At 48.6% G+C, this 15,082-nt stretch carries 17 protein-coding genes; 12 read left to right on the forward strand and 5 right to left on the reverse strand.

Annotation, left to right across the window (positions count from 1 at the left end; translation table 11 throughout):
• Positions 1-93 precede the first annotated feature (93 nt).
• Positions 94-2,565 carry an ATP-dependent Clp protease ATP-binding subunit gene (locus tag AC5I6P_RS24945; protein WP_495696524.1) on the forward strand — a complete coding sequence of 824 codons (2,472 nt, stop codon included), beginning with the start codon at positions 94-96 and terminating at the stop codon, positions 2,563-2,565.
• Positions 2,566-2,854: 289 nt separating this feature from the next.
• Positions 2,855-3,274 carry a large conductance mechanosensitive channel protein MscL gene (mscL, locus tag AC5I6P_RS24950; RefSeq protein WP_495696473.1) on the forward strand — a complete coding sequence of 140 codons (420 nt, stop codon included), beginning with the start codon at positions 2,855-2,857 and terminating at the stop codon, positions 3,272-3,274.
• 100 nt (positions 3,275-3,374) lie between these two features.
• Here the strand turns inward: mscL and AC5I6P_RS24955 are convergent, their stop codons facing one another.
• Complete coding sequence (locus AC5I6P_RS24955) at positions 3,375-3,974, reverse strand: peptidoglycan-binding domain-containing protein (RefSeq protein WP_495696474.1); 600 nt, start codon at positions 3,972-3,974, stop codon at positions 3,375-3,377.
• 668 nt (positions 3,975-4,642) lie between these two features.
• Here AC5I6P_RS24955 and AC5I6P_RS24960 point away from each other — a divergent pair.
• The 4 genes from AC5I6P_RS24960 to lepB all read left to right on the forward strand — a co-directional run bounded on the left by AC5I6P_RS24960 (position 4,643) and on the right by lepB (position 6,724).
• On the forward strand, positions 4,643-5,212 hold the full coding sequence (locus tag AC5I6P_RS24960; RefSeq protein ID WP_495696475.1) for a hypothetical protein: 570 nt from the start codon (positions 4,643-4,645) through the stop codon (positions 5,210-5,212).
• A 98-nt stretch (positions 5,213-5,310) separates the two neighbouring features.
• Positions 5,311-5,586 carry a hypothetical protein gene (locus AC5I6P_RS24965; RefSeq protein WP_495696476.1) on the forward strand — a complete coding sequence of 92 codons (276 nt, stop codon included), beginning with the start codon at positions 5,311-5,313 and terminating at the stop codon, positions 5,584-5,586.
• Complete coding sequence (locus AC5I6P_RS24970) at positions 5,583-5,951, forward strand: clan AA aspartic protease (RefSeq protein ID WP_495696477.1); 369 nt, start codon at positions 5,583-5,585, stop codon at positions 5,949-5,951. The genes AC5I6P_RS24965 and AC5I6P_RS24970 overlap by 4 nt, the downstream gene beginning before the upstream one ends.
• 206 nt (positions 5,952-6,157) lie before the next feature.
• A complete protein-coding gene (gene lepB / locus AC5I6P_RS24975) occupies positions 6,158-6,724 on the forward strand; it encodes a signal peptidase I (RefSeq protein ID WP_495696478.1) in 567 nt (188 codons plus the stop codon).
• A gap of 112 nt (positions 6,725-6,836) precedes the next feature.
• On the opposite strand, the gene AC5I6P_RS24980 is transcribed toward lepB, so the two are convergent.
• A complete protein-coding gene (locus tag AC5I6P_RS24980) occupies positions 6,837-7,379 on the reverse strand; it encodes a ComEA family DNA-binding protein (protein WP_495696479.1) in 543 nt (180 codons plus the stop codon).
• A 26-nt stretch (positions 7,380-7,405) separates the two neighbouring features.
• Complete coding sequence (locus AC5I6P_RS24985) at positions 7,406-7,813, reverse strand: SHOCT domain-containing protein (protein WP_495696480.1); 408 nt, start codon at positions 7,811-7,813, stop codon at positions 7,406-7,408.
• 241 nt (positions 7,814-8,054) lie between these two features.
• On the opposite strand from AC5I6P_RS24985, the gene AC5I6P_RS24990 reads away from it, so the two are divergent.
• Together AC5I6P_RS24990 and AC5I6P_RS24995 are read left to right on the forward strand one after the other, a co-directional pair.
• Entirely contained in the window at positions 8,055-8,249 is a 195-nt protein-coding gene (locus AC5I6P_RS24990) for a hypothetical protein (RefSeq protein WP_495696481.1), read from the forward strand.
• Between the two features lie 70 nt (positions 8,250-8,319).
• Positions 8,320-8,637 carry a DUF1825 family protein gene (locus AC5I6P_RS24995; RefSeq protein WP_495696482.1) on the forward strand — a complete coding sequence of 106 codons (318 nt, stop codon included), beginning with the start codon at positions 8,320-8,322 and terminating at the stop codon, positions 8,635-8,637.
• Between the two features lie 104 nt (positions 8,638-8,741).
• Here AC5I6P_RS24995 and AC5I6P_RS25000 read toward each other — a convergent pair whose 3' ends face one another.
• Complete coding sequence (locus AC5I6P_RS25000; protein WP_495696483.1) at positions 8,742-10,652, reverse strand: transglycosylase domain-containing protein; 1,911 nt, start codon at positions 10,650-10,652, stop codon at positions 8,742-8,744.
• 333 nt (positions 10,653-10,985) lie between these two features.
• On the opposite strand from AC5I6P_RS25000, the gene tyrS reads away from it, so the two are divergent.
• The 4 genes from tyrS (at position 10,986) to AC5I6P_RS25020 (ending at position 14,315) form a co-directional block, all read left to right on the forward strand.
• Positions 10,986-12,194, forward strand: a complete 1,209-nt coding sequence (gene tyrS, locus AC5I6P_RS25005) for a tyrosine--tRNA ligase (RefSeq protein ID WP_495696484.1) — start codon at positions 10,986-10,988, stop codon at positions 12,192-12,194.
• Positions 12,195-12,197: 3 nt separating this feature from the next.
• Complete coding sequence (gene pyrF, locus AC5I6P_RS25010) at positions 12,198-12,911, forward strand: orotidine-5'-phosphate decarboxylase (protein WP_495696485.1); 714 nt, start codon at positions 12,198-12,200, stop codon at positions 12,909-12,911.
• 83 nt (positions 12,912-12,994) lie between these two features.
• Positions 12,995-13,603, forward strand: coding sequence for a hypothetical protein (locus AC5I6P_RS25015; RefSeq protein ID WP_495696486.1), 609 nt, complete (start codon positions 12,995-12,997; stop codon positions 13,601-13,603).
• A 61-nt stretch (positions 13,604-13,664) separates the two neighbouring features.
• A complete protein-coding gene (locus AC5I6P_RS25020) occupies positions 13,665-14,315 on the forward strand; it encodes a hypothetical protein (protein ID WP_495696487.1) in 651 nt (216 codons plus the stop codon).
• 22 nt (positions 14,316-14,337) lie between these two features.
• Here AC5I6P_RS25020 and AC5I6P_RS25025 read toward each other — a convergent pair whose 3' ends face one another.
• Positions 14,338-15,048: a uracil-DNA glycosylase gene (locus AC5I6P_RS25025; RefSeq protein ID WP_495696488.1), complete on the reverse strand. Its 711-nt coding sequence runs from the start codon at positions 15,046-15,048 to the stop codon at positions 14,338-14,340.
• Positions 15,049-15,082: the final 34 nt, after the last annotated feature.

Consider the following 15,082-nt stretch of genomic DNA (forward strand, 5'->3'; position numbering starts at 1 on the left):
CGCTCCAACCTGTTGCTGGAATCATAGCAACCGGAGGTTTTGTCTATGTTAGAATCACCCTACCGGCACGCAGCAGGTAAATGGAAAAACGCCATGTTTGAACGCTTCACAGAAAAAGCCATCAAGGTCATTATGTTAGCTCAGGAGGAAGCACGCCGCCTGGGTCATAACTTTGTCGGTACAGAACAGATCCTCCTGGGTCTAATCGGAGAAGGAACTGGCGTCGCCGCCAAAGTCCTTAAATCGATGGGCGTCAACCTCAAGGACGCTCGGATCGAAGTAGAGAAGATTATCGGTCGAGGATCGGGCTTTGTGGCAGTGGAAATTCCGTTTACGCCACGGGCAAAGCGCGTTCTAGAACTCTCCCTTGAGGAAGCCCGCCAGTTAGGACACAACTACATTGGCACTGAACACCTGCTTCTAGGGCTGATTCGAGAAGGTGAAGGAGTCGCTGCCAGAGTGCTTGAAAATCTGGGAGTTGACCTCTCGAAGGTCCGGACTCAAGTGATCCGAATGCTGGGCGAAACTGCCGAGGTTTCCTCGGGAGGTAGCCAAGGACGAACCAAAACTCCGACCCTCGACGAGTTTGGCTCGAACCTCACGCAACTTGCCGCTGATGGAAAGCTTGATCCCGTTGTGGGTCGCCAAAAAGAAATTGAACGAGTGATTCAAATCCTTGGTCGCCGGACAAAGAACAATCCAGTGCTAATTGGTGAGCCTGGAGTGGGTAAAACCGCGATCGCAGAAGGTCTCGCTCAACGGATTGCCAACGACGATATTCCAGACATTCTGGAAGATAAGCGCGTCGTCACCCTTGATATTGGTCTGCTCGTGGCAGGAACCAAATATCGGGGTGAATTTGAAGAACGCCTCAAGAAGATCATGGACGAGATCCGCTCTGCCGGAAACGTCATCTTGGTCATCGACGAAGTTCACACCCTGATCGGTGCGGGCGCTGCCGAAGGCGCGATCGATGCCGCTAATATCCTTAAGCCAGCTTTGGCGCGGGGTGAATTGCAGTGCATTGGAGCCACCACGCTCGATGAGTATCGCAAGCACATCGAACGGGATGCTGCCCTAGAGCGTCGTTTCCAACCCGTTATGGTTGGTGAACCCTCGGTGGATGAAACCATCGAAATTCTGCGGGGTCTGCGCGAGCGCTACGAGCAGCACCACAAGCTGAAGATTTCGGATGAAGCGGTGGATGCGGCAGCGAAACTGTCCGATCGCTATATTTCCGATCGCTTCTTGCCCGATAAAGCGATTGACCTGATCGACGAAGCGGGTTCCCGCGTTCGACTGATCAACTCACAGTTACCACCTGCCGCTAAAGAACTCGATCGCGAACTGCGTCAAGTCTTAAAAGACAAAGATGACGCGGTACGCTCGCAGAACTTTGACAAAGCAGGCGAACTGCGCGATCGCGAAATGGAGATCAAAACCGAGATTCGAGCAATCGCTCAAACTCGTAAGACCGAATCGACGGGCGAAGACGCTCAGCCGCTTGTGACGGAAGAGGACATTGCGCAGATCGTAGCATCTTGGACGGGTGTTCCGGTGAATAAGCTCACCGAATCTGAGTCTGAGAAGTTGCTGCACATGGAAGACACCCTGCACACCCGCCTGATTGGTCAAGACGAAGCGGTGAAAGCCGTATCGCGGGCGATTCGCCGGGCTCGGGTTGGTTTGAAGAATCCCAACCGCCCGATCGCCAGCTTTATCTTCTCTGGTCCTACCGGGGTTGGTAAAACTGAGTTGACGAAGGCATTGGCAGCTTACTTCTTCGGATCTGAAGATGCCATGATTCGCCTTGACATGTCAGAGTTTATGGAGCGTCACACCGTTTCTAAACTGATCGGTTCGCCTCCTGGATATGTCGGTTACAACGAAGGCGGTCAGTTAACCGAAGCCGTTCGTCGTCGTCCTTATACCGTGGTGCTGTTCGACGAGATTGAGAAAGCGCACCCTGACGTGTTCAACATGCTGCTGCAAATCTTGGAAGATGGTCGTTTGACCGACGCCAAGGGACGCACCGTAGACTTCAAGAACACCTTGCTGATTATGACCTCGAACATTGGTTCCAAGGTGATCGAGAAAGGCGGCGGTGGTTTGGGCTTCGAGTTCTCCGGTGAAGGCGAATCCGATTCTCAGTACAACCGCATCCGGGCGCTAGTGAACGAAGAACTGAAGAACTACTTCCGGCCTGAGTTCCTTAACCGTCTCGATGAGATCATCGTCTTCCGTCAATTGAACAAGGAAGAGGTCAAAGAGATTGCAGTCATCATGCTGAATGATGTCTTCAAGCGCTTGCAGGAGCAAGGAATTACCCTCGAAGTCACCGAGAAGTTTAAAGACCGCTTGGTGGAAGAGGGCTACAATCCCAGCTATGGAGCGCGTCCACTGCGTCGTGCCATTATGCGACTGCTAGAGGATTCGTTGGCTGAGGAAATTCTGTCTGCCCGCATTAAAGATGGTGATACTGCCGTCGTCGATGTGGATGAGAGCGGACAGGTGAAGGTGATTCAGGGACAAGAGCGTGAGTTGTTGCCCCAAGCCGCCGAGTAGTGAATTTCTAGAAGATTAAAAATAAAAGCGGCAGAGAGTCAAACCTCTCTGCCGCTTTTATTTTCCACTTTCTTAAATAATTTATCGATCTTAAAAAAACTGGAAAAACCTGCGAATTATACTGCTCAGAAATAGAATAAGGCTTACTGCTGTTCTTTGAGTGGTAAAGCATATATCTCTACTGCAATAGAAGCTAGAAATAAACGTTCTCCTACAAGCTTGTAACGTGTTCAGTTAAGAACATTGTAGTGTTGACCATTTAGATAAAAGTTGAGGGATAAAGCGTCTTATGGCAAACGGTGGATTTTGGGCAGACTTTAAAAAGTTTCTGATGCAAGGCAATGTCATTGATTTAGCCGTTGCCGTTATCATCGGGGCTGCGTTTAGCAAAATTGTTGATTCGCTAGTCACAGATGTGATTACGCCAGCTATTATCGGTCCTGCAATGCAAGCCGCAGGGGTTGATAGGTTAGAGAATTTTGTGGTTGGTAATGGCATTAAAATCGGCGTATTTTTAGCGGCAGTGATCAACTTTGTGATCATTGCCTCTGTCATTTTCATTCTGATTCGGGCAATTGAAAAAGCAAGACGGAGATTTTTTCTTCAAGAAGCCGTGGAAGAAGCTGCTCCAGCCGATCCGATTGTGCTTTCTCAAGAGCGGTTGACAGGCGCGATCGAGCATCTCACATCTACTTTAGAGCGGCGCTAAGCTCGTAATAGCCAATATCTAAACGCTCCGCCCTCTGCCTTTACTTCACTGACAGAGGACGGAGCGTTTAAAGTCGAGCTGCGGGAGCTAGTTGCGGCATTTAGGGAATTAAGTCATACACTCGCCGAACAAACTCGCTTTCTGTGATCGCTCCACGAAAGAACTGATTTTTAACCTGGCTTAAATCACTTCTAAGTTTTCTTAGCGATTCAAGTTCTGAGGGAGACGGAGTTGGGCTAGGTGAAGGGGTTTGAATGGCGCGGGCATCGGCATCTAGCTGGCGACGAACGGAGATCGCCGCAATACCTGTGACTGGAAATCGTCGATTGCGCTGATAAACCTTGACAATACTATAAGTTTCGCGACGGTAGTTGCCTGTAATCGGCAGAGATAGCCCAGTGACGATCTTGAGATTGTTTTGAAGAATTTTTACGGTTTTCTCGACGGTCGCTCGCAGGTCAACTCCGTCTTTACCATCGGGAGTGAGGTTTGCATCCTGCTGAAACTGCGCGATCGCGGCTTGAGTATAGGTTTCGACATACTCCAGTCCGCGCAGTGCAGTTGTAGCACAATCGATATTTCCTAAGACATCGCGATCGCAGGCGTTGAAATTATTTCCCAGTCCATCTAATCCGCGTGGACCTAAGTAGTAGCCTAACCCGTCTAGATTTTCCCTGAGATCGACGAGAGACAATGGCATAACGTTCAATCCTTTCTGAACTGGTAGATGGTCTAGAGAAGAATGATAAATCCCAGCGTTACAGATTTACCGCTAATTGAAGACTACTTTATACACTGTCGAAAGGGACTTTAGCATCATTTCTAGCGATTGATAGGAAGTTTCTTGCTCCTAAGGCAGCGTTGCTTCGCGCCGTTGAAATGTTCCTTCATACTGATGGACAGTTTCTTCGCAGAGATGGACAGTTTCTTTGGGTCAATAGGAATGCTTCTTCATACTGATGGACAGTTTCTTCGCACGAATGGGCAGCTTCTTTGCATGGATGGACAGTTTCTTCGCACGGATGGACAGTTTCTTCACGCTGATCGAATGGTTCTGTTTTATAGATGTTCATTGCTTCCCTCCTTCCCATTTGTGAATCTCCGGCGTGTAAGTTTTTATACATTGTGCTTTCTTAATTACTTTGGGGAACTGTGCTGGTAGGTTGTTGCACACTCTTTCAAGGATGATGATAAAGATCTACTGAAGGGATAGAAGCCCACTTTGTTAATGGGGCTACTATACGGATGAAGCTCTGTATGAACTGCTGCACAGAATTGGTACAGCGATCGCTGTCTGTCTAATCAATTGTTACCGCGTTCTAGTTTTGGGAATTCTACGAGAGCTTAACTATTGAATTTCCAGTCAAGATGTATACAAGAGAATGGTTGGTAACTAGAACTCGCTTTTACCAAAGTTTCGGTTTCTTTGCAGATTACGCGGATCTATCTGATGAAGAACTTGCTGATCAGATCATCCGTCTACGTCAAGTGGAAACAGAAAGGGAAATCGCCAAACTTTTTCATGAGGGGCATGACTGGTTACTTCTAAAACTTGATGCAAAGAGAGTTTTGAGTACTGCTACAGATATTCTCTATGCTGAAGAACCGCCAGATTACAATTTTGATACTTTCGTAGAGACGATCCAACAACTAGGCTCTATTTCTCGCGGCGCTTTCATTCCGCAAAATATACGAGAAGCAGAGCCTAGTGTAATTGAATTTGTCCTCAATGGGCAAAGCTTCTCTTTTGTTCCTGAAGGTCCGCCTGATGATCCGCTTATTCTCGTTAGTCAAATCAATCCAATGATCGTAGAGACTGGTTATCAATTCAAGCAATGGGACTTGTCTCCAGACGTGTTCATTTTTGCGATGACAGTAGAAGAGGTAGAGCGGCTGGGATGGAGATTTCTTCCTGATCGATGGATGTTCAATGAGTAAATTATGTCGCTAGCCTACATCAAGGAGGATATTGGCTACGTCCCAAATTCGTGCTCCAAGCTAAAATGAAAGGGGTGAGTCGCAACGAGGACAAGCCTATGGCAGTTAGACAACGACGTTACAGCAAAGAAGAGTTAGCCCAACGGGGGCAGGAACTCTACGAGTCTGGTATTCGGCAGCAGGTCGAAGCGGGCAACGATGGCAAAATTGTGGCGATCGACATCGAAACTGGAGATTTTGAAGTTGGTGACACGATCATCGCTGCAACTGATCGGCTATTTGAACGCAATCCTGATGCTCAACCTTGGGGGATTCGGATCGGGCACCGCGCCGTCTATCATTTTGGATCGCGGAGTCTGAAAAAGAATCAATGATTTGCGGAGTCGTAAATTTGCGTCGTGAAGCAACACTCCCCCTAGTGGTTGGTAACTCGTCTGGGCAACGGCAAGTCATCGATACCGTCATTGACACTGGATTCGATGTTTTTTTGTCTTTGCCATCTGAAGCGATTGTTCGCCTTGAATTGCCTTGGACTATTTCTAATACTGTGACCTTGGGGGATGGCAGTCAAACCCTGTTTGATTTATATCGCGGGACTGTTATTTGGGATGGGCAATACCGCGAGATCGATATTGCAGAATCAGAAACGGAACCATTGCTCGGAATGGCGATGCTCTACGGTTATCGATTACAGGTTGATACTGTTGAGGGCGGCATCGTCAAAATTGCACCCTTGTGATCCTAAATTTAGAAGCAATCGGTAGGGTACGGTCTAACAATGCGACGGAGCGGCGAGCAAGGTCTTTTCGCGTCATTCTGGTCGAATCTATCGCCGTTCATCTTCATCGTTAGAGAGAATTTGAAGAACTGTCAAAGGTAGAATAGCGGAAGTACTTTGGTCAATCAGCGTTGCTCTCATCCGTAACGCTCACTGCAACTTCCTTTATGACTCACGAACCGACGACTGCTACGCCTACACCGTCTCCTACATGGAAAGTGTGGTGGGAAAATATTCAAATTCTGGTCATCGCGCTGATTTTGGCGCTGATGGTGCGATCGTATATCGCAGAGCCTCGATTTATTCCGTCTGACTCGATGATTCCGTCGCTGAGGATTGGCGATCGCTTAGTTGTCGAAAAGCTTTCGTATCGGTTCCGAAATCCAGAGATGGGCGAAATTGTCGTATTTGATCCACCCCCCCAGCTACAAGAACAGGGATATCTTAAAGATCAAGCCTTCATCAAGCGGATCATTGGCGAACCCGGACAAACGGTTGAAGTGAAGAATGGCAAGGTTTTAATCAACAACGTGCAGGTGGAAGAACCCTACATTGCAGAACCCCCAAAATATACGCTGCGCCCAGTTCGAGTTCCTGAGAATAGCTTTTTTGTAATGGGAGACAATCGCAACAATAGCAATGATTCCCATGTGTGGGGATTTTTGCCGAAGGACTATATTATTGGGCGAGCGTTATTTCGGTTCTTTCCGTTTGATCGAATCGGTGGCGTGTAGTGCTGGCAGCGGATTTTGTAACAGAGGAATACTGATTGGAAGCGAAACCTGCATCCGCTATCAAACGTTATCAAATCCATTGGTAATGTGATTGCCAATGTGTAAGTCCAATCTAGAAATTCAAGTAATGCATTAACTCGGCTGTTACTTTGCTAGGTAACGATAGTCGTTCTTGCAGATCGACCACGTTTTTGTAATTGCCGTTGGTTATTCGGTTTCGTGCGATCGCGCGGGCTAACACGGGCTTCATGACCGGAATTTGCGCTAACTCTTCTGGAGACGCCGTGTTCAAATTCACGCGCTGAATTTGAACCAAACTTTCTGGATCGTAATAACAAAATCTCATAATCGGTTCTAGTGGCTTGATGCGCTGAGCCGACATACCTAACGCAGCCGCAACATCTTCCGCACAGAAAAACTGAACTCCTGAGGTGCTCAGTTGGGTCAGCATCTTAGCTTGATGGATTGAAAGCCCTGGAAGTCGTAGCCAGTCATCCACATTTGCTTGATTGACATCAATTTGAATGCCAAGCGATACTGCCAGTTTAATTTCTTCCAACGACTGGAATCGATAGTAAGGATCATTCTGAATTTGCGACTTCAGGGATTGAGCCGCTCCTCCTGAGCCAGACGTTAACCAATTCAGAAAGCCCATTTCCCTTCACTCTTACTGATTCACTCTTACTGAATCTTTTCTAGCAGCTTTCGCCGCTTCTGTTCAAATTCGTACTCCGAAATCAAGCCATCTTCTCGCAGATGATCGAGATCTCGTAACGTCTCTGCGATCGTACTGACAGGCTCAGAGGCTTTTCCAAACATGCCAGCCCCCGCTTCCAAAAGCTCACCCTCGTTAAAATTCGCATCAAACTCATCGGGATTCTGAACTAAATAAAAGATCGCATCAAACACGCCCGCAATCCAGGCTGCTTTGCTTCCAGTTAGTGCAAATGCAACATAGATTAGGCACCACCAGCGCTGTCCTAAATAGAGTTTGTGCAACCCCGCAAGATGAAAGCCACCAAACATAGGAACCGCTCCTGCTAATGCCAAAAGTGCCGCAATTCTCCGACTTCTTGGTTTCGCTAACATGGCTGTCGATTTCGTCCGATTCTCCGGTTTACACGGCCTAAGTTAAGTACATACAAGTTGAGTGCATAGAAGTATAGCCTCATCCTTGCAAGGCCCTAACGCTGATCGCCTTGATACTCTACCCCCTCAGAGTGCCACTATAGCGGATTTTGTTTTTAAAGTAGATTGCCCAACTGTACCCACCCTTGAGGATGGCCACCTATCGTCGTTGGTGCCTCAGAGTGACGTTGCCCAGCAGCTTATGCGCAAACCTGTGCATGAAGTAGAAACCTTCTATGAACAAGCGATCGCAGGGGTCGTGGCGTCAGATGTTAAGCCTGTCGCTCAGTATAGTTTTAATCTGACGGATCAGAGTGGCTCTGAGATTGATTATGCTCGAAGGCCTCAGCTTCAGGTAGTGAAAGCCCTACTTATCGTCAGTAGAGGGTTGCATTAAGATAAGCAATAGAGCCTGATTGAGATATTCCAATCAACTCCTATTCAGCTACTCAAGCCACTTTAGAGCAATGGGATTTTTTGACTCCGAGATTGTCCAACAAGAAGCAAAGCAACTGTTCGATGATTATCAGTCGCTTGTAAACCTAGGCGGCAGCTATGGCAAGTTCGATCGCGAAGGCAAACTTCTGTTTATCGAGCAGATGGAAGCCATTATGGATCGCTACAAAATTTTTATGAAACGCTTTGAGCTATCCGAAGATTTCACGGCTCAAATGACCGTTGAGCAGATGAAAACGCAGCTTAACCAATTTGGTATTACGCCACAACAAATGTTTGATCAGATGAATCAAACGTTGGCGCGGATGAAATCACAAATCGACAAATAAGATTTTTTATAGAAAACAATTTTGAATGGACGATTGAGCCTGACCGTTTTTGCTAAACGCCCAAGATGCTCGATCGTCCATTTCTGTATTTGTTTAAGATCTGTTCAAGGTCGATCGAAGTCAGAAGCGGGTCTAAACTTTTCAACCGGCACACCTTGCAATGCCTGTGACATAAAGTCGCGCCAAATCGGAGCGACGTAGCTACCGCCCGTTGCGCCTTGACCCAACTGTGTATAGTCATCATTACCAACCCAAACAGCCGTTGCGAGTTGTGGCACATAGCCCACAAACCAAATATCCCGCTCAGACGAGGTAGTTCCTGTTTTACCTGCTGCCGGACGCCCAATCTGCGCGGCGGTTCCGGTTCCGCGTGAGACAACCCCCTGAAGGACATCATTGAGCGATGCTGATGCCCACGGGTCAAGAACGAGTCTCGGTCGAGGGGTATTGTCGAGCAACGTATTTCCGCTACTGTCGCTGACCTGGGCAATCAACGTCGTCTCGGAGTACCAGCCGTTGTTGGCAAACGTGGCATAAGCGCTCGCCATTTCCATCGGTGTTAAATCAACGGCTCCAAGCGGTAGCGAAATGACCGGATCAATGGGGCTTTTGATGCCAATGCTGCGACAGATCTCAACGATTTTGTTTAAGCCAAGCTCTTGACCCAGTTTCACAGCCGGGACATTCCGTGACTGCTCTAGGGCGCGACGCAGAGACATGGCTCCACCAAAGGTGCGATCGTAGTTTTGGGGATAGTACATGTCGTACCCATCTGGGTACCCCACAGGACTGTCATATACCGTCGAGTCAGCACCATATTTACCAGACGCCAGCGCTGCATAGTAGACAAACGGCTTGAACGCTGATCCAGGTTGACGCAAGGCTTGAATGGCTCGATTGTATTGACTCTTCTTGAAGTCCACCCCGCCAACCATTGCTTTAACAAAATGGGTGCGCGGGTCTACCGACACGATGGCCATTTGATCGGCGTAAACTCCCATGCCATTGAGCCTGCCAATCCAGCTACTAGCCGTATCTTCTGCGATGCGTTGCAGCTTAGAATCAATCGTGGTTTGAATCCGCATTCCGCCCTTCAGCACGGCATCGCGTCCAAACTTCTTGGTGAGTTCCTGAACGACCGCATCGCTGACATACGGCATCTCACTCTTCTGAAAGGACGTGATTTTGCCGAGCTTAAGGGGCTGCTTTCGAGCGGTTTCTTCTTCACTCACCGTAATCCAACCCAGTTCGGTCATGCGATGCAACACTTCTCGCTGTCGCTTCTTGGCACTTTTAAGATCGGCAAATGGACTCAGCGCTTCCGGCGACTGGATTAGGCCTGCCATCATGCTCGATTCCGCTAAGTTTAGCTCTGAAACGGATTTGCCAAAGTAGCTTTGCGCCGCTGTCTGTGCTCCATAATTGTTGTGACCCCAGTAGACCTGATTGAGATACATCTCGAGAATCTGGTCTTTTTTGAAAATCTGCTCAATCCGCAGCGCTAGAACGCCCTCTGCAATTTTCCGGCTAAACGCGCGTTTGGGTGACAAGAACAAGTTCTTCACCAACTGCATCGTTAGGGTAGAACCCCCTTCTACCGTTCTACCCGTGCTGAAGTTTGCGGCTGTCGCCCGCGCCACTGCCCCGACGTTGACGCCGCTATGGGAATAGAAGTAGCTATCTTCGATCGCAATCACCGCTCGCTTGAGGTGAGGAGAAATTTTATCGAGCGGTACCACTTCCCGATTGGCTTCCCCGTGAATGCTGGCGAGTGGTTTACCCTTGATGTCATAAATATGAGTCGTCTCGCTTGGGGTATAGCCTCGGAGTACGCGCACATCGGGCAAGTTGCGGAAGCTGACGGCTAAGCCGACCAATCCACCGGCAACGATCGCACTGGACAGCATCGTGAGTCCAAGTAGAGTTCCTCCTGTAACCTTGGCGACTGACCGGATAAATTGACCCGTGGATTCAGGTTCACGCTGTTGCTTTTGTCTGATGGTGTTAGACGACACGGTGATCTCTCTATTCTCAAAAGGGCAACGAAGGTAGCTGGAGGAATGCTCTAGCTAGAGTAAATTAACGGTTGTTGAAGCAGGATTTTGATACGGGTATCAAAGATAACTTTAGTAGGATAAATGAGACTTCCCAAAATGAAACAAAGTTTCTGTAAAGTCAGTTGCGGGCTTGCGGATAGGCAGTTCTCCAATCTCATGCGCTAGGGTTGTGAAACGGGTCAAAGATTGCCCCAATTATAGTAGTGTGACTGAATAATCCTTGAATTCTAACAAGGGGAAGCATCTTCTACATCAGAGCAGATGGTATCGCGGTTTTGTATCAAACAACGTATGCTAACCAATTTTTCTTGGCTGTACCGGGGCATCAGTGAAATCTTTCCAGATCAGCCAGAGTCGAATAGCCCAAATGAGAATCTGGTCAATCGGATTGAGCAGGCTGACCGTCCTCTCCGCATTAAGTTCGGAATCGATCCGACGGGTACGGATATTCACTTGGGGCATAGTACCGTATTCCGAAAGCTGCGATCGTTTCAGGATGCTGGACATACAGCAGTGTTGATTATTGGAGATTTTACAGCGCAAATCGGAGATCCGACTGGGAAGTCGGAAGTACGGCGTCAGCTGACTCAAGCGCAGGTGAAAGCAAACGCTGAAACCTATCTCAATCAGGTGCGTCCCATTCTAGATTTCGACACGCCCGGACGCCTGGAAGTGCGCTATAACTCGGAATGGCTATCAGCACTTGATTTACCCAAGATTCAAGAGTTGCTGGCGACGATGACAGTCGGGCAGATGCTAGCGAAGGAAGGGTTTGCGGAGCGATATAAACAAGGGACACCGATCTACATCCATGAGTTCCTCTACCCGTTAATGCAGGGCTACGATTCGGTTGCGATCGCGTCTGATGTAGAGCTCGGCGGCACGGATCAGAAGTTCAATCTGGCGGTCGGTCGAGATTTGCAGCGCCATTTTGGGCAGACACCTCAGTTTGGTCTGCTAATGCCGATTCTGCTCGGAACCGATGGCGTTCAGAAAATGTCGAAATCACTGGGTAATTACATTGGGCTATCGGAAGATGCGCTCAGTATGTACTCAAAGCTGGAAAAAATTCCGGATGCGCTGCTTGAGCAATATTTTGAGTTGCTAACCAATCTGCCGTTAGATCAGCTACCAGAGCAGCCGCGCGATCGTCAGAAACTCCTTGCTCTAGAAGTTACTGCTCAGTATCACGGCAAAGAAAACGCTCTTGAAGCTCAAGCCGCTGCGATCAATCTGGTTCAAGGAGCAGGCAGTCAGAGTGAGTCTGTCCCAGAGTTTTCGCTCTCAGCCGTTCAGTTTCCGTCCAAAATTTTCTATCTAGTCAGCGCAACAGGTCTGTGTAAGAGCAGTTCGGAGGCGCGGCGTCAAATTCAGGGCGGAGCAGTCAAGTTAGACGGTCAGAAGGTGGATCAGGTCGATCTAACCTTTGCATCTCCTGAAGAATTGCTCGGAAAAGTGCTGCAGCTTGGTAAAACTAAATTTGTTCGCTTTGTGGAATAACGTATGGGAATTTCTGAGCGCATTATTGTTCCCCTGGATGTAGCGAGTGAGGAGGATGCGATCGCGCTGCTCGACCAACTGCCGCAAGTCACCTTCTGGAAAGTCGGGCTAGAATTGTTTGTTAGCAGTGGTGCAACCATTCTGACGCGTCTAAAAGAGCGGCAAAAGCGCATCTTTCTCGATCTAAAATTTCATGACATTCCCAACACCGTTGCGGGTGCATGCGCGGCTGCCGCGAGATATGGTGTCGATTTAGTCACCATTCATTCCACAACCGGAAAAGCCGGACTGCAACAGGCGCAAGTGGCGCTGCAAACCAGTGCCGAACAAGCGGGCTTGCCCGTTCCTAAATTAATCGCCGTTACGCTGTTAACCAGTATTTCGGCTCAAACGTTGGCCTTTGAACTAAACGTGCCGCTAGAGTTACCAGAATATGCGCTTAAAATGGCACTTCTAGCCCAGGAAAGTGGCTTAGCAGGCGCGGTGTGTTCTCCGCAAGAGGTGCAGCAACTTAGACAAACCTGCGGCGATGACTTTGTTCTGGTTACACCGGGCGTGCGACCGACGTGGGCAGCATCGGGAGATCAACAGCGGCACATGACTCCTGCTCAAGCCATTCAATTTGGATCAACCTATTTGGTGATTGGGCGTCCGATTACGATGGCAGATGACCCAGCTAAAGCGTTTGAGCGAATCTGTGAGGAGATTGGAGGTTAGGGATGGGCGATGAGGGCTGGCGGAGGTCGAGGGGATGGAAGGTGTTCGCGATGCCCTTGGCAGCTTGCGTCGCAATCGAGGCTGTGTCTTTAACCCTTACGGCTCTACTCTCGTTTGCTTCTAAAAGCGACGCGTCCCCGCCGCCCCGATACGCCTGCCCCTCCCAAGTCGAACCGCTTGTCGCCCTCATGCTTGGCAATCTCGCAAGTTACACCAATCGCGTCATCGCTCGATCAACGCCTAGAGGCAATCCAAATCGCAGTTATGTCCTCACCGCCGGTAGACCTGAATTTGAGCCGCTTCCGCTCAGTCCAGATGGAGTTGCCAGTTTAGGCAATTCCTCTGGCAATCCTGACCCAAATTTGCGTCAAGTCTTCATTACGACGCTAGAACGGCAAACTCTAGGTCGTCCGCGCAGCAAAGAAAGCACAGAGGTTTACCTTCAAGGCTTTCACTGGTTGTTTCTGACAAAAACTGGGAGTGAGTGGCAACTCGCCCTTCTGTTTAGCCAGATCGGCACCTATCCGAAAGCGCCAGTGGCTGCAAGCTCCAAAGGTGCTCTCGGCGAATCACCACCCAGAGAAAGTAGTCAGGGCATTTTAGGTCAAGCCATTCGGACTTGGTTGCGAGATTGTAATGCTGGAGTCGTTCGACCGCTCAAATCTGACAACTTATTGGATAAAACCGGATAGAATGACAGTCCTAACCCGAAGTGATGACTTCAAAAGCGTTTAGTAGGAATTGCACCCCTCAATGGCATTGAACGACAAGCAAATCAGAATTCTGCAAGTGGTCAACAGCGGAACAATTTCTGGGGAAGGTATTGCCAGCGCGTTGGGATCATCGATGCAAATGCTTCGATATTATCTAGACACGATGGCGGAAGATGGATATCTCAAAGTGGCTAAGGTTTATGACAATAGTACGAGAGAGTTTCAGATCGTTCGGGCCTATCTAACTGACAAGGGAAAAGCAATATTAGAGCAGCTAAAAGGGTTAGAGAAACTGAGCAGTCCGGCTGATGAAGTTGCTAAAGAGTCGTCGGTTGGGCAGGCAGATGAATTTTCTAAACCGTCAGTTGGCGTTAGATCTACACCTCAGCAAATCCTACTTCAAGATGTTGAGCAAATTATTAACTCTCTCGATGCGCTGCAAAGGATTGTAGAAGAATTGCCGGATGAGCGTCGAGATATTATCAGCGTCTACTTAAGCGATCTTCAAGATGAGGTCAAAGTCGTTTACAGGAGAAGACCTCAAAGAATCAAGGCTTATTTTCTTGCCGTTTTAGGCACTACATTGCCAATTATCAGGCAAACCGATAGAGAAACCAACTTTGTTGAACATGCTCGGAAACTATCGAAAAAATTTGGTGTTGTTGTGAAGTTGCCATCCCTAGAGTCATAATCTCAAGCAATTACAGTAGCCGCTACGATCGCAGTTCATCGAGCTTAGCTTTCACCGCTTGGATATCTTGCCACATCAACCACTTGGGACCGCCCTTGTCACGGGACTGATTTCTCAACAGATACGCGGGGTGAAAGATCGGCATATAAAATCGCCCGTCTTGCTCAATCCATTGCCCCCGAACTTTTGTAATTCCTTGCTTAATGCCGACTAAATTCTTCATTGCGGTTGCTCCCGTTAGCAGAATAATTTTCGGGTCAACCATGCGAATTTGTTCTTTTAAGTAGCCGCTACACGCATTCGCTTCATCGGTAGTAGGAACTCGGTTTTCGGGTGGGCGGCACTTGACGATGTTAGAGATAAAAACATCGTTCTCTGTCGTGAGATTGACCGATGCCAAGATTTTTTCAAGCAACTGCCCTGACTTACCCGTGAAGGGTAATCCGGTTTCGTCCTCAGTTTGTCCTGGTCCTTCACCGACTAGTAAAATAGGAGCTTTGAGATTTCCTCGTCCGATCACCGCATTGGTTCGATATGCGCCTAAGTCGCAGCGATGGCAGCGATTGCAGTGTTCTGCCATTTTTGCCATGGAGTCATACGTCCCGGTAGGAATCGGCACTTTGGCACTGGTGGGGATCAAGTCGGGGTCAAAGCCAACCGGGGTTGCTACTGGGGAACTAGCAGCAGCGGTAGGGGTGACATCAAATAGGCTGATTTGTTCTTCGTTACTCATGAATCGCGCGTGTGTTCTCCCGAGTTTGGCAACT

The sequence above is a fragment of the Myxacorys sp. genome (genome assembly GCF_059501405.1).